At 39.3% G+C, this 18,917-nt stretch carries 24 protein-coding genes, 4 tRNA genes and 1 pseudogene; 21 read left to right on the forward strand and 8 right to left on the reverse strand.

From position 1 onward, the window contains the following. The 3 genes from MTCD1_RS08880 to MTCD1_RS08890 form a co-directional block, all read left to right on the forward strand. On the forward strand, positions 1–559 hold a 559-nt coding region (locus MTCD1_RS08880), incomplete at its 5' end, for a transposase (RefSeq protein ID WP_143760102.1). 367 nt (positions 560–926) lie between these two features. After that, entirely contained in the window at positions 927–1,223 is a 297-nt protein-coding gene (locus MTCD1_RS08885) for a BrnT family toxin (protein ID WP_057180824.1), read from the forward strand. Next, entirely contained in the window at positions 1,216–1,425 is a 210-nt protein-coding gene (locus MTCD1_RS08890) for a BrnA antitoxin family protein (RefSeq protein WP_057180825.1), read from the forward strand. The genes MTCD1_RS08885 and MTCD1_RS08890 overlap by 8 nt, the downstream gene beginning before the upstream one ends. Positions 1,426–1,721: 296 nt before the next feature. On the opposite strand, the gene MTCD1_RS21735 is transcribed toward MTCD1_RS08890, so the two are convergent. After that, complete coding sequence (locus MTCD1_RS21735) at positions 1,722–1,901, reverse strand: tyrosine-type recombinase/integrase (protein WP_268807350.1); 180 nt, start codon at positions 1,899–1,901, stop codon at positions 1,722–1,724. A 30-nt stretch (positions 1,902–1,931) separates the two neighbouring features. Further along, on the reverse strand, positions 1,932–2,186 hold the full coding sequence (locus MTCD1_RS21740) for a site-specific integrase (RefSeq protein WP_057180826.1): 255 nt from the start codon (positions 2,184–2,186) through the stop codon (positions 1,932–1,934). Between the two features lie 210 nt (positions 2,187–2,396). Here MTCD1_RS21740 and MTCD1_RS08900 point away from each other — a divergent pair, with 210 nt between their 5' ends. The 11 genes and pseudogenes from MTCD1_RS08900 (at position 2,397) to MTCD1_RS08950 (ending at position 10,143) form a co-directional block, all read left to right on the forward strand. Further along, positions 2,397–2,726, forward strand: a complete 330-nt coding sequence (locus MTCD1_RS08900; RefSeq protein ID WP_057180827.1) for a hypothetical protein — start codon at positions 2,397–2,399, stop codon at positions 2,724–2,726. Between the two features lie 197 nt (positions 2,727–2,923). Then, a pseudogene (locus MTCD1_RS23285) lies at positions 2,924–3,094 on the forward strand (transposase); the annotation flags it as partial. 222 nt (positions 3,095–3,316) lie between these two features. Continuing rightward, positions 3,317–3,871: a GNAT family N-acetyltransferase gene (locus tag MTCD1_RS08910; protein WP_088568931.1), complete on the forward strand. Its 555-nt coding sequence runs from the start codon at positions 3,317–3,319 to the stop codon at positions 3,869–3,871. A 278-nt stretch (positions 3,872–4,149) separates the two neighbouring features. After that, on the forward strand, positions 4,150–5,685 hold the full coding sequence (gene istA / locus MTCD1_RS08915; protein WP_057180829.1) for an IS21 family transposase: 1,536 nt from the start codon (positions 4,150–4,152) through the stop codon (positions 5,683–5,685). A gap of 9 nt (positions 5,686–5,694) precedes the next feature. Continuing rightward, positions 5,695–6,438: an IS21-like element helper ATPase IstB gene (gene istB / locus MTCD1_RS08920; protein ID WP_057180830.1), complete on the forward strand. Its 744-nt coding sequence runs from the start codon at positions 5,695–5,697 to the stop codon at positions 6,436–6,438. A 139-nt stretch (positions 6,439–6,577) separates the two neighbouring features. Continuing rightward, the gene (locus MTCD1_RS08925; protein WP_057180831.1) at positions 6,578–7,087 is read left to right on the forward strand and encodes a GNAT family N-acetyltransferase; all 510 of its coding nucleotides are present in this window, start codon (positions 6,578–6,580) and stop codon (positions 7,085–7,087) included. Positions 7,088–7,309: 222 nt separating this feature from the next. Then, complete coding sequence (locus MTCD1_RS08930; protein ID WP_057180832.1) at positions 7,310–7,546, forward strand: hypothetical protein; 237 nt, start codon at positions 7,310–7,312, stop codon at positions 7,544–7,546. 113 nt (positions 7,547–7,659) lie between these two features. After that, a complete protein-coding gene (locus MTCD1_RS08935; protein ID WP_057180833.1) occupies positions 7,660–7,905 on the forward strand; it encodes a hypothetical protein in 246 nt (81 codons plus the stop codon). Between the two features lie 110 nt (positions 7,906–8,015). Further along, the gene (locus MTCD1_RS08940; protein WP_057180834.1) at positions 8,016–8,357 is read left to right on the forward strand and encodes a hypothetical protein; all 342 of its coding nucleotides are present in this window, start codon (positions 8,016–8,018) and stop codon (positions 8,355–8,357) included. Between the two features lie 166 nt (positions 8,358–8,523). After that, complete coding sequence (locus MTCD1_RS08945; protein WP_057180835.1) at positions 8,524–9,390, forward strand: tetratricopeptide repeat protein; 867 nt, start codon at positions 8,524–8,526, stop codon at positions 9,388–9,390. A 372-nt stretch (positions 9,391–9,762) separates the two neighbouring features. Further along, the gene (locus MTCD1_RS08950; protein WP_057180836.1) at positions 9,763–10,143 is read left to right on the forward strand and encodes a VOC family protein; all 381 of its coding nucleotides are present in this window, start codon (positions 9,763–9,765) and stop codon (positions 10,141–10,143) included. A 171-nt stretch (positions 10,144–10,314) separates the two neighbouring features. Here MTCD1_RS08950 and MTCD1_RS08955 read toward each other — a convergent pair whose 3' ends face one another. The 5 genes from MTCD1_RS08955 to metG all read right to left on the reverse strand — a co-directional run bounded on the left by MTCD1_RS08955 (position 10,315) and on the right by metG (position 14,557). Continuing rightward, complete coding sequence (locus MTCD1_RS08955; protein WP_057180837.1) at positions 10,315–10,962, reverse strand: carbohydrate-binding family 9-like protein; 648 nt, start codon at positions 10,960–10,962, stop codon at positions 10,315–10,317. 41 nt (positions 10,963–11,003) lie between these two features. Then, entirely contained in the window at positions 11,004–11,771 is a 768-nt protein-coding gene (gene tsaA / locus MTCD1_RS08960; protein ID WP_057180838.1) for a tRNA (N6-threonylcarbamoyladenosine(37)-N6)-methyltransferase TrmO, read from the reverse strand. 1 nt (position 11,772) lies between these two features. Continuing rightward, entirely contained in the window at positions 11,773–12,177 is a 405-nt protein-coding gene (rcsF, locus tag MTCD1_RS08965; protein ID WP_057180839.1) for an Rcs stress response system protein RcsF, read from the reverse strand. Position 12,178: 1 nt separating this feature from the next. After that, positions 12,179–12,361 (reverse strand): hypothetical protein, encoded by a 183-nt coding sequence (locus tag MTCD1_RS08970; RefSeq protein ID WP_057180840.1) that lies wholly within the window; start codon positions 12,359–12,361, stop codon positions 12,179–12,181. Between the two features lie 69 nt (positions 12,362–12,430). Next, positions 12,431–14,557, reverse strand: coding sequence for a methionine--tRNA ligase (gene metG, locus MTCD1_RS08975; RefSeq protein ID WP_057180902.1), 2,127 nt, complete (start codon positions 14,555–14,557; stop codon positions 12,431–12,433). Between the two features lie 119 nt (positions 14,558–14,676). On the opposite strand from metG, the gene apbC reads away from it, so the two are divergent. After that, on the forward strand, positions 14,677–15,876 hold the full coding sequence (gene apbC / locus MTCD1_RS08980; RefSeq protein ID WP_082606480.1) for an iron-sulfur cluster carrier protein ApbC: 1,200 nt from the start codon (positions 14,677–14,679) through the stop codon (positions 15,874–15,876). 32 nt (positions 15,877–15,908) lie between these two features. Then, positions 15,909–16,499, forward strand: coding sequence for a dCTP deaminase (gene dcd / locus MTCD1_RS08985; protein ID WP_057180841.1), 591 nt, complete (start codon positions 15,909–15,911; stop codon positions 16,497–16,499). A gap of 49 nt (positions 16,500–16,548) precedes the next feature. Here the strand turns inward: dcd and MTCD1_RS08990 are convergent, their stop codons facing one another. Beyond that, positions 16,549–17,466, reverse strand: a complete 918-nt coding sequence (locus tag MTCD1_RS08990) for a gluconeogenesis factor YvcK family protein (RefSeq protein WP_057180842.1) — start codon at positions 17,464–17,466, stop codon at positions 16,549–16,551. Between the two features lie 418 nt (positions 17,467–17,884). Here MTCD1_RS08990 and MTCD1_RS08995 point away from each other — a divergent pair. The 5 genes from MTCD1_RS08995 to MTCD1_RS09015 all read left to right on the forward strand — a co-directional run bounded on the left by MTCD1_RS08995 (position 17,885) and on the right by MTCD1_RS09015 (position 18,874). Continuing rightward, positions 17,885–17,960: transfer RNA gene (locus MTCD1_RS08995), tRNA-Ala, on the forward strand. A 102-nt stretch (positions 17,961–18,062) separates the two neighbouring features. Beyond that, positions 18,063–18,138, forward strand: a tRNA-Glu gene (locus MTCD1_RS09000). A gap of 107 nt (positions 18,139–18,245) precedes the next feature. Continuing rightward, positions 18,246–18,321: transfer RNA gene (locus tag MTCD1_RS09005), tRNA-Glu, on the forward strand. 107 nt (positions 18,322–18,428) lie between these two features. Next, positions 18,429–18,504, forward strand: a tRNA-Glu gene (locus MTCD1_RS09010). A gap of 178 nt (positions 18,505–18,682) precedes the next feature. Next, a complete protein-coding gene (locus tag MTCD1_RS09015) occupies positions 18,683–18,874 on the forward strand; it encodes a VOC family protein (RefSeq protein WP_057180843.1) in 192 nt (63 codons plus the stop codon). Positions 18,875–18,917 lie beyond the last annotated feature (43 nt).

The raw sequence follows: 18,917 nt of genomic DNA on the forward strand, positions 1-18,917 counted from the left end.
TAAAATACGTAAACATTTACCGTGTTTTCTTGAAGATGCAGAGAATGAATTGACGACGTCTAGTCGATTCATTTTAAGGAATTTACTTGATCAGCTTTTGTTATTAGATAGTCAGGTTGAAGAGGCAACGAATAGATTAGTTGCTAGAGCTAAGGAAGTGCCTGTTTGCACACGATTGATTGCGTTGCCAGGAGTTGCTTGGATAATAGCCAGTGCACTTTACGCAAGATTGGGTGATGGCTCAGCTTATAAATGTGGGCGTGATGCCAGCGCAAGTGTTGGTGTGGTTCCTGCACATTCAGGAACGGGTGGAAATAATAAGTTGTTAGGGATAACAAAAAGAGGTGATAGGTGTTTACGTTCATTACTTATTCATGGCGCACGTTCAGTTGTTAGTCGGATTAAAGACAAGCAAGATGGATTGAGTTGCTGGATAAGAAAGCAACTATTGAAGAATCATTTAAACAAAACAGCGGTTGCTTACGCCAATAAGCTGGTTAGAATGGCATGGGCTATTTTGAGCAGTGGTGAAGTTTATCGAGAGCCCGTAGCTGTGTAGCTTAAGATAAATGATAAAAAGTAACTAATGTAAGCCGAGTAAAAGCAATCGTAAAGTAATAATGTAAAGTGTATCAACGCACGCGAGGCCAAACCTGTGAGGAACGACGGTACTTAAATACCTTTATTTCGTTAAGGAGCTTTGTAAGTGGATTAAGCCATTAAGGTTCGGGGTAGCTCCCCATTAGAAACCGAATATACGTGAACTTGCAAATTACACAAAAAATTATTATAAAGCGTGTTGCTATACACGAGGAGTCCATATACGTTCCTCAAACATTTTAGCCAACTGTAATTTTCCGCTTATTGCGGCGTTGAGGCTTTTCCTAAAACTTGCATATTCTTTACGTTATAACTACAATGTAATTATGACAACATATAAGTTTGAATGGGATCAGAATAAAGCCGACTCCAACAAAATAAAGCACGGTGTTTCTTTTGATGAGGCAAAAAGTGTGTTTTATGATGACCGTGGTCGCTTAATTCCAGATCCAGATAGTTCCATCCACGAAGAACGTTTCATTTTACTTGGACAAAGCTCTGAATTTAAAACTCTAATAGTGTGCCATTGCTATCGAGATAAAAATGAAAGTATTCGTATCATTTCTGCGCGCAAAGCCGATAAAGGTGAGCGTAAACAATATGAGGATTTTCATTATGCGTGAACAATATGACTTTTCAAAATCTATTCCTAATCCTTACGCTAAAAAGCTTAAGAAACAAATAACTATTCGCCTAGACGAAGATGTAATTGATTACTTTAAAGTACTTTCAGATAAAAATGGTATACCGTATCAAAACCTGATCAATTTGTACTTAAAGGACTGCGCAACTGAACACAAAGAGTTGCAACTTAATTGGCAATAAAAGGCTAACAAATAAGAATAGGTGTCGCGCAGCCGACACCTTATTCGGGTGTTGGACAAGCCCGGAGTCTGCTTTATAGTGTAAATAGTGAGTTGCTATGTGAAGAGATTGTTATCAATTACCTGATCGCAAGACGTACGAAGTTAAGTCGAAAAAGCGTATACTTTTTCGCCGAGTCATTCTTTAGTGTTTCATTGGTTGTTTTTCTCCTTATTCCTCATTACTTACCGTTGCCATTATCCTTATTATGTTTGCCTTTCGGCTAGGGCGTTCGTGTGACCTCAATGCAGTGCATTTCATGTTGGCAGCACGGGCAAAGGCACTAGCCGGTCTTTTCCGCCTTTACCATCTCGAATATGCACCTGCATATGTAAGCCATCAATATCATGAACGGTTAAATTAAGTCCTTCACTTAATCGTAATCCCATAGAATACAGCGTCATAAAAAACACTTGATAACGTAGCTGCTTGACGATAGCAAGCCACTGCCATTGTTTATTGAGGGTCTAACGATAAAATAATTGTAAAGCGTTACGGTCAATTTTTACGGTACTCCATGAATGTGCTTGGATAAGACTATTGAAATATTGTTTTAGCTCATCAATACCAAGGTCGTCCGGTGATTTATCAAAGAATGCCGTAATACGGCGTACTGCGCGTGAATAACCGTCAATGGTTGAAGGGCGTTTACCTTGTAAAGACAAGTTGATAAGATGTTGTTCATAAAGATAATTGTAGCGTTGTGCTTGTGATGTATTCATGGGTATACTCCAATAACGCATCATCGAAGTGACAATGTTGTTATTGAGTATGAAAGGTTGTTTTAACGTTACTCTGTCGCAAAGCGACTTCGTTCAACAAGGCATTTAAACGGAAAATTTACAGTTGGCTCGGTTCCGCTTCGCTACACATTTTAGTCAACCATTACTTAGCCGCTTATTGCGGCGGTTAGCACTCAATGAGAATCTAGCATGTCATCTATACCTGAAAAAGATTGGAAACTATTTCGAAAGCTTCAAAATGATTTAACTGCAAAAGCTTGTGAACTAATATTTGTTAAAGTTGATGAGCTAGCTAAAAATAGAGCTGGTTCAGAGCATACGTCTTACTTAGAGCTATATGGATTAATTCAAGATGAAGATGTAAAAATTGCTGAGATGTTCAACAACCCAACTCGCAATAACGTATTATTGAAATTGGTTGCCTTAAAAAGTTATGGTGTTTTTACTGATGATCAATTTCAAATGTTCAGTCAAGAAACACAAGATAGGGTTGATAGTATGCTCGAGTTGAGATGCTAACAAGCAATAATTCATTGTTCCTTTTACTATTTCTACTTTGTTTGTTTTTTAACCTTGTACCACGATCTTGTCAAAGTAAGTTCATTCCCATTGATTTCTCTGCCCAAATTATTCCCGGCACCTTCGAACACGCACTTGCGCATATTTTCGATAATCAACTCGATTTATCAGGGCTCCCTTTCTGTCAGGCTAGTTGTCGACGACAATACAGTAAACGATTAGGTGCAATAGAGCCTGTTTTTGGCAATATCACCGTGAATAAAGGCATGAATAAATTCACCTTGCGCGGACAAGAGAAAGTGAATACGCAATGGCAAATGTACTGCTTAGTACATAATATTGAAAAGCTAAGAAATAGCCTGCATTAAGGCGAACCCCGCCCGTATATATCCTCGAAAACAGCCGTAAAAGACAAAAGCCAGTAAAACTCCCGCCAGTATTTAAAGCCCATTGATGAAAAAATAAAAATCGCCAAAAACGTAAACGTTTTTGATTGTTAAAAGAAAATAATCCAGTTAGAGTATTTCGATTATACATAAAGTTAAAAAACGAGTTATTCTACAGGCTCGTTAGAGGCCTAAGAGATATTTGTGTTGAAATCTATTCCTGAGTTAAAAACTGAAAATATGATTATTTCTGTTTTAAATCCTATCGACTTTGAGTTGTTAGTAAAATATGAAAATGAAAATCGCATTTATTTATCTCAATGGGAGCCTACAAGATCACCAACGTATTTTAGTTTGGAATACACTCATAAACGCGTAGAAAGCAACTTTAAAAAATTTAAATCTGGCTCTTCTATTTCTCTTGTCGGTTTTGACAAAGAACAATCAAAAATAATTTGTCTGTGTACCTTTTCAAACATTGTTCATGGCCCCTTTCAAGCGTGTAGTCTGGGATATTCAATCAGCGAAAAAGAACAAGGTAAAGGTCTAATGTTTGAAATGCTTCAAACATCAATTCAATACGTCTTTGATGAATATCAATTACACAGAATTATGGCTAACTTTATTCCATCAAATATACGGTCAAAGAAACTATTAAATAGATTGGGCTTTCAAAAAGAAGGATTTGCTAAGTCTTATTTAAAAATAGCTGGCTCATGGCAAGATCATGTTTTAACATCCAAATTAAATCCGAGTTAGACGGCATATAAGCAAATTAATTAGGACCAAAACAGTTGGTTTTTGCTCATTCGTCGCTTATTTTAGCCAACCTGCATGCTTCGGCCTGAACCGATCACCCGTTTCGGTATTATCCGATCATTGATTTCGGGATTAACCGATCACTCCTTTCGCTTTGAACCGATCGTTTTGGAACTATTTCCGAAATAGGTGATCGGTTGTCCGAAACGCCTCTCTTTTTCGTTTTTCATCAACAAGTTACTCTCTATAAATCACAACAAATGATTTTGGGGAATAACATGCGAAAAAAGAGAACACCAATGAGCAAAATAAATGACGTCTTACGTTTAAAATTTGAAGCGAAGCTATCTCATCGGGACATTGCCTTATGCCTCAAAATTGGCCCTGCCACTGTTTCTGAAATTCTCACGCGCTTTAAAAATGCAAAGTTAAGCTGGCCATTACCTGACGATCTTAGCGAGGCAGTACTTGAACAACGCTTATTCCCAGGTAAAGGCTCTTCAGCAACGAAAGAAGTGCCTGATTTTGCCTTGATGCATAAAGAGCTGAAGCGCAAAGGCATGACTAAAATTCTTTTGTGGCAAGAGTATCAAGCAAAGTACCTAGAAAAGGCTTATGCCTACACTCAGTTTTGTGAGTACTATTTACGCTGGAAGAAAAAGCTTAAACGCAGCATGCGCCAACATCATATCGCAGGTGATAAACTCTTCATTGATTACTGTGGTCCAACCGTACCAATCGTTAACCCTGATACCGGAGAGTGTCGCAATGCGCAGATATTTGTCGCGACTTTAGGCGCATCGAACTACACCTTTATTGAAGCCAGTGCCAGTCAAAAACAAGAAGATTGGTTAATGGCACATGTCAGTGCGTTTGAATTTTTTGGTGGTGTGCCAAATTTGCTAGTGCCTGATAACTTGCGCAGTGCGGTGACTAAAGCGGATAGATATGAGCCAACTCTTAATGAGAATTATCTCAAGTTAGCGCGTCATTACAACACGGCAATAATGCCAGCAAGACCCTATAAACCCAAAGATAAAGCAAAAGCTGAGAATGCCGTCCTTATCGTTGAACGATGGATATTAATGCGCATACGCCATCAAGTGTTCCACACCTTGGCGAGCTTGAATCACGAACTGAAATATCTACTCAAAGACTTAAATCAACGTAAATTTAGGCAGTTGCCGGGCAACCGTGAAAGCTTATTTGAGCAACTTGACCGTCCAGCATTAAAGCCACTTCCTCAATATCCCTATGAATATGTTGACCACCATCACGCCAAAGTCGGCATTGATTATCATGTACTTTATAAAAAGCATGCTTACTCGGTACCGCATATTTATAGCGGTGAGCGTGTTGATACGCAAGCAACCGTTCGCATGATAAGAATTTACTTCAAAGGACAATGTATTGCCCAACACCCAAGAAGCCATAAAGAAGGTGGGTTCACGACCATAGCAGAGCATATGCCGCTATCACATCAAAAACAGCAGTGGTCACCACAGCATTTGCTTAGTTGGGGTAAAAGCATAGGGTGTGGCACCCGTAGTGTTGTTGAGCACCAACTTAATAGCAAAACGCATCCAGAGCAAGCCTACCGAGCCTGTTTAGGTTTACTCAGCTTAGCGAGGAAATATACAGAGGCTCGTTTAGAGCAGGCTTGCCAAAGCGCATTGCTGTTAGAAAGGCCAGACCGATTTACCGTAAAAAACCTCCTTGAAAACAAGCGAGAAAATGTTGCTCTTGAGCAAAATAAAGAGCCAAACGAGCCGATAAACCACAAAAACATCCGTGGTTCAAAATACTACAACTAAGGAAATAACATGAATGATATTGTCATCGAACAACTACGTAGTTTACGACTTAGCCCATTCGCTAATGCGCTTGAATTACAACGTCAACAACCGACTACGTTTAATGAATTAGGGTTTGAAGAAAGACTGACTCTGCTACTGGATCATGAACTCATTGAACGTGAAAATGCGCGAGTAAAGCGTTTACGAAAGCAAGCAAAATTTCGCCTTGATGCACCACCAGAAAAGCTTAACTACAGCATTGAACGAGGCTTGATAAAGAGTGAGATTGCGCCACTCATTGGTGGGAACTACCTGCAATTAAAGCAAAATATACTTATCACTGGTAAAACAGGCTGTGGCAAAACCTATTTAGCTTGTGCGCTTGGCGAGCAAGGATGTCGCCAACAATACCGAGTGAGATATTATCGCTTAGGGCGGCTACTTGATGCACTCATCGCGGCACGAGTTGACGGTAGTTACACGCTGTTGATGAATCAATTAAGTAAGGTTGAACTGTTGATCTTAGATGACTGGGGGCTAGAAAAAATGACCGCTCGACAGGCCAGCGAATTGCTTGAGGTTATTGAAGACCGTTATCAAGTTAACAGCACTATTATTGCTAGCCAAGTGCCCGTTAAAGAGTGGCATCAATTGATAAGCAATCCCACAATTGCCGATGCGCTACTTGATAGGTTGATCCATAATAGCTACAAAATTGATCTTAATGGAGACTCACAAAGAAAAAACAATTTGACTCTATCCGATCACTAGGTATAAATATTAACGATGAAAAAGAGAGTGAAAAAAAGTGATCGGTTCAAACCGAATTAACTGATCGGTCCGACCGAAATACGCACAACCATTACTTAGCCGCTTAATTGTGGCGCTATGTGCTAGAAAGAGGTGGAATATGAAAGTACATTCAAGACTGTTAAATGAAACAGATTTTAAACAAATGAGGAAGATTCTACTCAGAGATGGTCCAAACGAGTGGAATTACATTACAGATGAAAGTATTGATAAACAGTTTCAGCTAATACGTGATGGAAAGGCGCTTGCTGTTTTGGCTGAGGAAAATGAAATTGCTGGGTTCGCCATTTTGATTTTTAAGGATGCATGTCCCTCAATGCTAGGTAAATACTCAGATTTATCCACTATCGCATACATTAATGATGTGGTAGTTAGTATGAGTCATAGTGGAAAAGGAATTGGCAGCTCGCTTTTACAAAAGGCAATCGTATTGGCTCAAAATGAGCAATGCGAAAAGGTATATATTGAACGACACGAAGAAAACCTAGCATCCGCAGGAATGATGCGAAAAGCTTCCTTTAAAGTTATTGATACCTTTCATGATCCAAAAAAGAGAACTACAGGGTCAAGAAATACATCGGTGCTAGTCAAAAGCACTCAAACATTTTAGCAAACTGTAATTTTCCGCTTAAAACGGCGTTGAGGCTGTAGAATAACTAATTCAGCCAAAACAGCTAAAACTTTGTGCTCCTATATCGCACTGTAGATTATTAACTCGATATAGGTAATGCATTTGTTACCTCGATTTTAAGGGGGTAATTCATAACAAACGAGTTATTCTACAGGCTCGTGATGTGTTTAGTCATTTTCAGGTGTATAAAAGGATTTTTAGGTGTTTAAATTTCAAGTTGTTATTATTTTGTCCCTAATCTTAGGTGGTTGTGCTTCAAGCTCGGACCTTAAAGAAATGTCTAGTCGTAATGCTAAAGCCGGTCGTTATTATGAGTCAATAGGACAACCACAAGCGGCGCAAAGAGAGTATGAATTAGCCGCTAAGCATCAAAAAAAATCAGAAGATGATGATTTGTTTTGGATTAACATCTTATGGGAAATTATTACTGGTAATTAAATACATACAAGCCGTTCAAGAGGGAAAATTTACAGTTGGCTGTTTTCGTTCTTTAATATTTTAGCCAACTCTATTTTCGCTTAAGTAGGTGTTATGGGTAACAGGGTGTTGTCATGTCGGTAGGTATGAGCCTAGCATTGAGAGCTAAGCAGCCAAAACAAAAACGGTGTGACAGGTGTGATTTATATTACCCTGAGTCATTAGATAAATGTGACCATTGCGCTGAGCTTAATAACTCACAATTGGCGCAACTCAAAGCACAGCATCAAGAGACTATGGAAGAAAATACCACCTTTGGTAAGTACCTATTATTTGGTGCAGCAATTATAGGTTTACTATTGTTACTTAGTTTTTTATAGTCATTATATCAGCACTTTACAGATAATCGGGTGTTTTTAAGTCGGACAATTAACAGCGGGCTGTTGTTCGTATCTCACACATTTTAGCCCACTATTAATTGCCGCTTAAAATGGCGATAGGTAAATACAAAGGGGTATTAGCAATGCAATGGTTGTGGACATGGAAAGGAAAGTCTTTTGGCTTTCGAAATAATGATGAATTAAGGTTGCAAGATGGTACTCATGTAGCTACTTTTCGTGGAGATGAAGTTTTTGATTTTCAAGGACATTATCTTGGTGAAATTCGTAGCGAAAACCGCCTAATTACTAAAAAATCATCTAAACGCAAAAAAAGATCTCGTAGCTCTAAAAAAATGAAAATGGTAGCTCGTGTTGGTAGAGTTAACTATGTGGCTAATGTAAATATTATTGGCCATGAAAATTTTCCAGAAAAAGATAGCTTTGGTACATAAATTCACCTACGAGAACATCAAACGGAAAATTTACAGTTGGCTGTTTTTTGTTCCTCAAACATTATAGCCAACTATATTTTTCCGCTTAAGTCGGCGTTGGTCTGCCATCTACGGTGAATAATTTACCGTAGAGGTATTTCAAAATAGCATTAAAGGATTATTTAAGATGTTTGTTAATGATGTAGTCATAAAGGCAATTCATATAAGATGGCCATCTATTCCACAAATTTTTAAACTTATCATAATACTTGCCGTTATATTATTTGGTTATTTTAAATTTCATTCATACCAAAAAGACAAAATTCAAACGTTTAAAATAATTTCCCAACCAAAAGTGAATGACATATATTTTTTAGATTTTAGATTGTTAAGCGGTAAATTAAGGCCTCAAGAAAAATATAGAATAGCTAAGGTTGTCGATATTACCGGGGACATTATTACTTTAATTTATGGAGGGTTTTATTATTTAAGGCAACATGCCGTAGAAAACAGCATTCGCTATGGGCATTTAAGCTTTAAAGATTACTTTGAAGCTAAAAGATACGACTTGCCAATCAAAGCAATAAAAGAAATGCATCAATCTGGCGCTATTTACTTAGCTAAAAGACCAATAAGAAATAAGCTCTTTGGTCATTTAGTTGGTCCAGAAAAAATAATTCATGGTAAAGGTCTTTTTCTCCCTGGGAAAAAAGAAAATGTCTATGGTGAAGCTTCCCTTATGCAACTATATAGTGAAACTAACTTAAAAGAAGCTTTTGAGCTTTTTCAGCGCTCAGCTAATTATGGATATTCACTTGGACAAGTAAACCTCGCAGAAATGTACATAAATGGCCAGCATGTCAAAAAAGATTTTAATCAAGCACTTTATTGGCTTAAGAAAGCATCGTTACAAAGTGATAAACCTGCAATTTTAAAATATGGCATAATTTGTAAGCAAATTAAGTCATGCAATATCGTCGATTTTTATCAAGAACTAACGGCCTTTGGTGTTAATATTAAAGTAAGAAATTTAGATTTTAAACTTAGTAAATAAAATATAATCGGGTAGCTGGAGGTCTCTGCCCCCAGGCCCACACCACCTTGCATGTGGCACCGCCTAAACCCCTCTAATCTAAATACTGTGCTTAGGATAGTGAACCTTGAAGCATACGGAATAAATCTTCAAGGTAAAGCCGGCTCATATCAAGATAGCCTTTTAAAGTGGTAAAACTTAAAACAAGCAATTAATTTTGCTAAAAGCTGGAACAACGCATAACAAATAAAAACAGCTGTCGCACAGCCGCGACCTTATTCGGGTGTTGGACAAGCCGGGCACCTGTTTTATAGGGTAAATAGCTAACCAATTTTCGCCACCTTCAGCGTTCAGCCATGGCGGTGGATCTATTTTATAACGAGGAGAAACAAAATGTTCAGTCATATTATGATTGGTGCAAATGATGTACAAGAATCGAAAATATTTTATGATGCAATTTTAGCCGCTATGGGTTATGAACCAGGAGTAATTGATGAAAAAGGACGTTGCTTTTATTTTACTAAAAGTGGTGTTTTTGCCCTCAGTAAACCTATAAATGGCGAGCCTGCTTGTCATGGTAATGGCTCTACTATTGGTTTTTCAGCAAAGACCGCAGATATAGTTGATGCTTGGCATGCAGCTGGTATCGCGCATGGCGGCACTGCTTGTGAGGATCTTCCCGGGGTACGTGAGGGAACTATTGGGAAATTATATTTAGCGTATTTACGTGATCCGTCCAATAATAAAATTTGTGCACTTCATCGACTAGGTTGATGTTGAATTAATGCAAAAATGGCGATATGTTGTTACTGGCAGCAACATGTTAACCAACTATGAGTTACTTAAGCAGGCGCTTGTTTCCCTCCGTTTTAACGGACAGCAGTATCATTATTTATTGCGAGCCAGATACCTTGGTAGGATATTGATATAAACGCTATTTAAAGGTTAAATAAATACTAATTCACCAAAGTGCTCAGGTCGATGATAATCCGGCTCTGGCACATTGATATTATGCCATACCGCGTATTGTGGCTCAGTTCTGCCGCCACATCGGTAGAAGTTGCCAAACCATTTATCTTTATTCACTTTTTCGCCTGTCAGTTGCTCGATAGCGGCAAAGGGCAGGACAATTGCAACCGTCCATTCATTATCGAGGTCAGTTTCAAATTTTATCGGACTAGTAATACTTGTTTTACGTTGTATTAAGCTGGCTGCTTCGAGGCTGATAAATTGACGTTTATCCCGGCCAGGGCCATAAGCTAGGTGCAAGGTGCCGCAACAATTTACTTCTAAATTAACGTAACTACTGCCCAATACACCTGAAGGGCTGAAGAAAAACTCTACACAAGAATCTTGACAAATTAACATATGGTTGAGTTCAGTTTGCTTGGCATAGCTGTAGTTGTCTTGGGCGGTAATTTGTATAAATAAGGTATCGTTATTGGCGCTTAGCTTTATTTGTGTCTCTTGTTTAGCACCGGCTTGATACCAGGGGTAGGTGTCAATGGTTAGGGCATCTATTGCCGGCCAATCGGGGCTGAAACTAGTTGCGTTGTTACTTGTCGCTGTTTTCTTAATAGTATATTGGCTCATGGCTGTCTCTTTAAAGTAAGTATTTAAGTTAACTCTTTACCTTAGCTTACTATCTTCTGATTTTTAGTAATATTTAACACTAATACGGTGGCCAAGGAGGTTAATTGCCACTGGATGTTTAAGTCATATAAACTCATGCCATAAACTTTATCATCCGTTTTACCCTGTTTATAGGCAGGTCGAGGATCTTGTGCCAGCACTTGTTCTATCAATAAGGCTAACTCGCTATACTTTTCTTCAGATCTTGCTTGGTATTGCGTTAGATCAGCTTGTGCTTGCTTACTAAATACCACGCTTAAGCCGGCATCAGGTTGCTGCTGAGCAAAGCCGGCATCGGCATCAATAATCGCATCGGAATAAGGTAAATAAGGCTTTATATCAATAATTGGAGTGCCGTGTAGTAAGTCTAAGCCTGAAATATGTAAAATAGTTTGTTTGTGTGCCACGGTAACTTTATCAAGTTTAACCACAGACATGCCAATCGGGTTTGGCCTAAAGGTTGATCGTGTTGCCAATACACCTGTTTTTACATTGCCGCCAAGACGCGGCGGTCGAACTAATGGTTTCCAGCCTTGCGCTTGCGTACCATGAAAAATAAAAAGCAGCCATAAATGACTAAATTGCTCAATATCTCGGACTAATTCACTATTATTGGCAGCTCCAAGGAGTACAACCTTGCCTTTTGCGGCACTCACTAAGTTTGGCTGACGTGGTATGGCAAATTTTTCTTGATAAGGTGATTCTATTGTCGCTATGGCCTCAAATTTAAAGCTTTGTACTTGATGAGTGCTATCACACGTTTTTGACATTTTATTGCTCCATTTCCTTATAAGGAGCGCCTAGTCGATAGGCTTTACCGTAACAAACCACTTGCGCGACACAGTGCTTAGTTTCTATATCGACACAGCTGGTGAAAATAACAGCGTTTGCTTGTTGTAAAAAAGCGGCTTGTCTTGCTTGTGTTCGAGCATTAATGGCATCAGGTGGCGCTAGATATGACTTCTTTTGACAATCATCACCTTCAACTAGACCAATATATTGAAAGGCGGAGTTAAACTCACTTTCATCATTAAAAATTTTAACTTTACTGGCACTAAAGTATTGCTCGGCATTGTCAGGCGTAACATTACTTTTAAAGGTGTAGTTACCACTACAACTGGCTAATAAAGGCAGTAAAGCGAATAATGGCAAGTTTGTTAACCGGTGTTTGTTCATCTCATGCCTCTGGCATTTTTTGATTAATGGATTCCCGATCAGACACTTCGGGAATGACGATGTTCGCCACTTCGGCAATGACGATGTTTGCCACTTCGGCAATGACGATGTTCGACACTTCGGCAATGACGATGCTCGCCACTTCGGCAAGGATCTTGATTGAAATAAAAAAGGTACAGTGCAATACCGTACCTTTTAAAACACTCTTTTTTACCTAAGTTGAGTACACGTCGGCTAAAGTCCTAGCGATACATTATTTAACCCGCATACCTGCTTTAGCACCATCATCTGGATTTAATATCCATAGGTCTTTACCGCCAGGACCTGCAGCGAGTACCATGCCTTCAGACATGCCAAAGCGCATTTTACGAGGCGCTAAGTTGGCGACCATGACCGTATGTTTACCAATAAGGTCTTCCGGTTGATAAGCTGATTTAATGCCGGCAAAAACTTGACGAGTTTCACAGCCATCTTCATCACCAAGCGCTAGGGTTAATTTAAGTAATTTATCGGCTTTTTCAACATGCTCAGCATTGATGATTTTGACAATGCGTAAATCAATTTTGGCAAAATCCTCAAACTGAATTTCTTCAGAGATAGGGTCGACCGCTACCGGGTCAGCTAATGCCGCACTATTATCAACGACTTTCGCTGGTTTTGCTTTCTTCGGTTTTTTCTTTTCATCTTTCGGCGCTAAGCTGTCTTTTGATGCTTCGGTCATGGCATTGACTTTATCCATATCAACACGTTGTAACAAGGCCTTAAATTTATTGATTTTATGACCGGTTAATAAGGTTTTGTGGCCTTCCCAGGTGAGTTCATCATTTAAGAAAGCCGCCGTGTTTTCGGCAAGTACTGGCAGTACCGGTTTTAAGTAAATCATTAACGTGCGGAACATGTTTATGCCTAGCGAGCAAATATCTTGTACTTCTTGTTGCTTACTGTCGTCTTTAATTAACTGCCATGGTTCTTTTATGGCGATATATTCATTCACTTTATCCGCTAGCGCCATGATTTCGCGCATACCACGACTAAATTCACGTGACTCATAATGGGCGGCAATACTATCACCCGCTGCCATTACTTCATCGGCCAGTGCTTGGTCGTCAATAGTAGTTGATAACATGCCATCAAAGCGTTTATAAATAAAGCTGGCACAGCGTGAGGCGATATTAACCACTTTACCGACCAAGTCTGAATTAACCCGTTGAGCAAAATCTTCAAGGTTAAGATCTAAATCATCAATGCGATTGGTTAATTTAGCCGCGTAGTAATAACGTAAATACTCTGGGTTTAAATGATCTAGGTAGGTACGACCTTTGATGAAAGTCCCTTTTGATTTAGACATTTTAGCGCCGTTAACGGTAACAAAACCATGAGCGAATACTGCCGTTGGTTTACGGTAACCAGCACCTTCAAGTACGGCCGGCCAAAATAAACTATGGAAATAAATGATATCTTTACCAATAAAGTGATAAAGCTCAGCATCAGAGTCTTCCTTCCAGAAGCTATCAAAATCTATGCTGCTATCTTTATTACATAAGTTTTTAAAACTGCCCATATAGCCAATAGGTGCGTCTAACCACACATAGAAGAACTTGCCTGGTGCATTTGGAATTTCAAAACCAAAATAAGGTGCATCGCGACTGATATCCCACTGTCTTAAACCTTGATCGAACCATTCGGATAATTTATTGGCCATTTCTTCTTGCAAAGCGCCAGAGCGAATCCACTTTTGTAACATGCCTTCAAAAGCGGGTAAGTCAAAGAAATAATGTTCAGAGTCTTTTAATATCGGTGTTGCGCCTGAAATAACCGAACGTGGGTTTAATACTTCGGTGGGTGAATAGGTAGCACCACAATTATCACAGCTATCACCATTTTCATCTTCGCTTTTACATTTAGGGCAAGTGCCTTTAATAAAACGGTCTGGCAGGAACATGCCTTTTTCTGGATCATAAAGCTGAGAGATAGTACGGGTTTTAATATGGCCCTTAGCGTGTAATTTATTATAAATTTCATTGGCTAAGATTTTATTTTCTTCAGAATGGGTCGAGTGATAGTTATCAAAGCTGATATGAAAATCAGCAAAATCCGCCATATGCTCTTCACGTACGCCATTGATCATTTCTTCAGGGGTAATACCAAGCTCTTGTGCTTTAAGCATAATCGGTGTGCCGTGCGCATCATCCGCACAAACAAAATAGATTTCATGGCCACGCATGCGTTGAAATCGTACCCAAATATCCGTTTGAATATGTTCAAGTAAGTGACCTAAATGAATAGAGCCATTGGCATAGGGTAGGGCACAAGTAACTAAAATTTTACGTTTTTGTAGTGAAGAGTTTGCTGTAGCTGCAGATAAAGTAGTGTCAGACATGAAAAATAGTTGTTTTTTGATGGTAATAATGTCGGCAATAGTACAGAATTTAGTAATGATTTTCATTAGTTGAATGCAACTAATTTCGTAATTTCTCTTATTAAGGTCTGCAAGTCACTATGTTTAGTAAAAAGTTTGGTAAATTTTTCTCGAAACTAACCGCAAAAACGGACGTAAAATCAAATGACGAAACACTTAACGCGATTGAGATAGAGCAACTGATTAAAGAGTCCTTAACGCATTATATTTCTGATAACTTTCCACAGGGTGTGCTCGCGGTTTGTTTACAGTTTAGCGTTACTCAAAGTCAAAAGCCGAAGCATAAAAATATTATCATCGATCTCCTCATGCCCTTTGTCTGCCAAGGTGAGTTAGATCTAATCGCACAATCGTTAAGTGATAATTTGGCTCGCACAGTGACGGTTAAGGTAGAATTAGCGATAAAGCCGGTGCGCCAATTCTGTCTGGGTAGCGATAAAAATAAAGCTGAGCAAGGCAGTACGTCACAAGGTAACATTGCCAATATTATTGCCATCGCCTCAGGCAAGGGTGGGGTAGGGAAATCGACCACCACGGTTAATATTGCTTATGCCTTAATGGCCGAAGGCGCTAAGGTGGGCATTTTAGATGCTGATATATACGGCCCGTCAATACCCACTATGCTTGGCCTTAAAAATGAAAAACCTAGCTCGAGTGATGGCAAGCTGATGATGCCACTTAATGCCAATGGCATAAGTGCCATGTCGATTGGTTTTTTAGTCGATGAAGCTGATGCCACCGTTTGGCGTGGCCCAATGGCCAGCACTGCCTTTAATCAGCTATTGAATGAAACCGATTGGCCAGAGCTTGATTACTTATTAATTGATATGCCACCAGGTACTGGGGATATTCAATTAACGCTAGCGCAAAAAGTGCCGGTAGCCGCTGCGGTGATAGTGACAACACCACAAGATATAGCCTTAATTGATGCGGTAAAAGGCATTGCCATGTTTGATAAGGTTAAAGTACCGGTATTAGGCATTATTGAGAACATGAGCTACCACATCTGTGAACACTGCGGTCATCAAAGTTATATTTTTGGTGAAGCTGGTGCTGAGCAGATGGCAAAAGATCAGCAAAGTAAATTATTAGGGCAAATACCTTTAGATATTGCCATTCGACAGGACGCTGATTTTGGTGAATCAGACGTTTTTGAACATAGCACGGGTGAAATCGCCAGTTATTACCGTAAAATAGCGCGTAATATTTCGGCGCAGTTATTTTTACAGTGTGATAATGCCAGCCCATTAACCGCAACAGTAACCACAAAAGCAATATAAGCTTCAGTGTAATAAGGTAAATAAAAGCCATTATGAGATTAAGTGATAAAGATATAGAAAAATGCCTTGATGAGGGAAAGATCATTATTGAGCCAAGACCTGACCCGTCGATGATCTCTGGCGTCAGTGTTGATATTCGCTTAGGCAATGAATTTAGAGTTTTTCAAGATCATACCGCGCCTTATATTGATTTGAGTGCACCAAAAGCCGAAGTGCAAAAAGCGCTGGACGCGGTTATGAGTGATGAAATTTATATTGCCGATGGTGATGCGTTCTTTTTACACCCAGGTGAGTTGGCCTTAGCCGTGACTTATGAATCAGTAACCCTACCGGATAATATTGTTGGTTGGCTGGACGGTCGTTCATCATTAGCACGTTTAGGGCTGATGGTGCACGTGACAGCGCATCGCATCGATCCCGGTTGGTCTGGTCAAATCGTGCTAGAGTTTTTTAACAGTGGTAAATTACCGCTAGCGCTGCGCCCAAAAATGACGATAGCAGCATTAAACTTTGAGACCATGTCATCCAGTGCTGCCCGTCCCTATAACAAACGTGCAGATGCAAAATATAAAAACCAAAAAGGAGCTGTGGCCAGCCGTATCAGTGAAGATGATGTCGTTTAGGCCGCTTAAAAGCACCTAAACGGCCAGCATAACAATAAGAAACAGCGAGTTATTTACTCGCTGTTTCTATTTTAGCCGCACTAGTAAATTGTTTTACGCATGTTTCTAGGGCGTGAATCAGCTTTTCATTGTCATGGTGATGGGCCACTTTATTGTGGGCTAAATCTTGGCAAATCACATTGACCTTGTCTGAATGTATACGCTCATCTTGACAAATTACACTGTCAATTGGCAAACAGCCAATATTATGTTCAATCCAGCTAAGTCTTTCATCTAGAGTTAATTTAGCGGCTGGGCTTTGCTCAGCGACTATATTATCAATAAAAACACAATGTCCTTTACGCTTATCTAATGCTTTGGCGATATCTCTGACTAACAGCGGTGGCACAATACTGGTCAAGAAGCTACCTGGACCTAAAATGATCAGGTCAGCATTAGCAATGGCCTCAATACAGGGCGTAACTGACTTAACTAAGGGTGCTAGCATTAGGTCTGTTGGCATTATCGGCATTTCATCAACAGAAAGCTCACCGAGACGACAGCGCCCCTCAGGATAGAAAGCCATTAAATCTGTTGGCGTTTCAGACATAGGTAATACTTGTGTTTTTACCCGCAAAATACGGCGCACTAATTTGATAGAGTCCATCGGGCTTGATTGTACTTTACCTAACCCGTACAGAATTAAGTTACCTAGGTTATGACCACCTAGCTCATCATTACCGTCAAAGCGAAAATTGAATAGTTGACTACCAATAGAATTATCATCGACTAGCTCGGTTAAACAGTTACGTAAGTCACCCCAAGCAATAGTGCTACTTCTTTTTCTTAATCGGCCAGTTGAGCCGCCATTATCTGTGGTGGTGACAATCCCAGTGAGTTTATGGCCCATAAAGGATAGGGTGGATAATACACGTCCTAAACCGTGTCCGCCGCCAATAGCGACTATGTTAAGTTTTTTGAGCTGCATACGGTTTTCGTTATGGTATGGCTAAGTTATATAAACCATACCGCTAAATAACAAAAAGATAAAGTAACTAAAGCTAGGTTATATAATCTCTCTATAGTCAGATGATGGCAATAGGGTGAGTTAACCTGAAAAAGTAAGGGCAGTAATGCTTAACTACCGCCAATGCTTTTTATGTGGTTAATAATTATACCGACATTACAGAGAGTTAGTTAAAATAAGGCAATAAATAAGCAGCTTGCTCATTATGCGATCAGTTTAGGCCTTGCTTACTAATTAAATGCTATTTTTTACAAATAAGTGTTGACAGTTTCTTAGCTGCTGCTCATAATGCGCCTCGTTTTCAGCAAGTGTTAGGTCCACTGGTTGAGAACATAATTTAATGGCTATTAGGCCAGTTATTAAATTGCTCGAATATTTCGGGGCTATAGCTCAGCTGGGAGAGCGCTTCGCTGGCAGCGAAGAGGTCTGCGGTTCGATCCCGCATAGCTCCACCATATTAGGTTTTTTGTTAAGGTTAACTGTCAAGTTATCACTAGCGAAAAATAGATAGTTTAATTGGTTTGTTAATATTATTTATAATGTAAACACTAATTTGTGTCCCTATCGTCTAGAGGCCTAGGACACTGCCCTTTCACGGCGGTAACAGGGGTTCGAATCCCCTTAGGGATACCACTTTTATTCATACCTGATAAAGGCATGATAAAAGAGGGCATCAATAAGTTGCTTATACTTATAAAAAATTAAGTGTTGTTTTGAAATTAGCTACTTGCTAGTTCTTTGTCCCTATCGTCTAGAGGCCTAGGACACTGCCCTTTCACGGCGGTAACAGGGGTTCGAATCCCCTTAGGGATACCACTTTTATTCATACCTGATAAAGGCATGATAAAAGAGGGCATCAATAAGTTGCTTATACTTATAAAAAATTAAGTGTTGTTTTGAAATTAGCTACTTGCTAGTTCTTTGTCCCTATCGTCTAGAGGCCTAGGACACTGCCCTTTCACGGCGGTAACAGGGGTTCGAATCCCCTTAGGGATACCACTTCCTTTTAATGTACTAAAAGAGCAGTGAACTATATGAGAAAACCCACGCAATATGTAAATATTGCGTGGGTTTTTTTTTGCTTAAAATTTAGTAATTATTTTATCGTTGGTGTTGGCAGAATATTTTTAACTTTGGTTAATATTTATTTAAATTTAAAATACAATAAAGAAGTAATGTGAGCAAAATTAACTATCCTATTAAGGGCGCTTGCCAGGGTGAGCCGGTTGCTCAGCATTTAACACGTTTAGGTATTGACGTTGAGCCTATTAGAGTTGATGAATATACCGGTAAAAAGTTTACCTTTTTTAGTGATCCAGATGGCTTGCCGTTAGAGTTATATCAGCAAAGCGAAGAGAAAAATGTGTGAACAACCCACTAAGCGTGATAATAAATAAATCAAGGATAGTTAG

It is taken from the genome of Colwellia marinimaniae (genome assembly GCF_002207865.1).
Classification (GTDB): domain Bacteria; phylum Pseudomonadota; class Gammaproteobacteria; order Enterobacterales; family Alteromonadaceae; genus Colwellia; species Colwellia marinimaniae.

Bases quoted from the DNA above. Each gene is read 5' to 3' on its own strand.
- MTCD1_RS08945 (WP_057180835.1), top strand. From the start codon at position 8,524: ATGTTTGTTAATGATGTAGTCATAAAGGCAATTCATATAAGATGGCCA.
- MTCD1_RS08950 (WP_057180836.1), top strand. From the start codon at position 9,763: ATGTTCAGTCATATTATGATTGGTGCAAATGATGTACAAGAATCGAAA.
- MTCD1_RS08900 (WP_057180827.1), top strand. From the start codon at position 2,397: ATGTCATCTATACCTGAAAAAGATTGGAAACTATTTCGAAAGCTTCAA.
- MTCD1_RS08940 (WP_057180834.1), top strand. From the start codon at position 8,016: ATGGCGATAGGTAAATACAAAGGGGTATTAGCAATGCAATGGTTGTGG.
- istA (WP_057180829.1), top strand. From the start codon at position 4,150: ATGCGAAAAAAGAGAACACCAATGAGCAAAATAAATGACGTCTTACGT.
- MTCD1_RS08935 (WP_057180833.1), top strand. From the start codon at position 7,660: ATGTCGGTAGGTATGAGCCTAGCATTGAGAGCTAAGCAGCCAAAACAA.
- MTCD1_RS08890 (WP_057180825.1), top strand. From the start codon at position 1,216: ATGCGTGAACAATATGACTTTTCAAAATCTATTCCTAATCCTTACGCT.
- MTCD1_RS08925 (WP_057180831.1), top strand. From the start codon at position 6,578: ATGAAAGTACATTCAAGACTGTTAAATGAAACAGATTTTAAACAAATG.
- MTCD1_RS21740 (WP_057180826.1), bottom strand. From the start codon at position 2,186: ATGAATACATCACAAGCACAACGCTACAATTATCTTTATGAACAACAT.
- istB (WP_057180830.1), top strand. From the start codon at position 5,695: ATGAATGATATTGTCATCGAACAACTACGTAGTTTACGACTTAGCCCA.
- MTCD1_RS08990 (WP_057180842.1), bottom strand. From the start codon at position 17,466: ATGCAGCTCAAAAAACTTAACATAGTCGCTATTGGCGGCGGACACGGT.
- MTCD1_RS08885 (WP_057180824.1), top strand. From the start codon at position 927: ATGACAACATATAAGTTTGAATGGGATCAGAATAAAGCCGACTCCAAC.
- MTCD1_RS08955 (WP_057180837.1), bottom strand. From the start codon at position 10,962: ATGAGCCAATATACTATTAAGAAAACAGCGACAAGTAACAACGCAACT.
- apbC (WP_082606480.1), top strand. From the start codon at position 14,677: ATGTTTAGTAAAAAGTTTGGTAAATTTTTCTCGAAACTAACCGCAAAA.
- dcd (WP_057180841.1), top strand. From the start codon at position 15,909: ATGAGATTAAGTGATAAAGATATAGAAAAATGCCTTGATGAGGGAAAG.
- rcsF (WP_057180839.1), bottom strand. From the start codon at position 12,177: ATGAACAAACACCGGTTAACAAACTTGCCATTATTCGCTTTACTGCCT.
- metG (WP_057180902.1), bottom strand. From the start codon at position 14,557: ATGTCTGACACTACTTTATCTGCAGCTACAGCAAACTCTTCACTACAA.
- tsaA (WP_057180838.1), bottom strand. From the start codon at position 11,771: ATGTCAAAAACGTGTGATAGCACTCATCAAGTACAAAGCTTTAAATTT.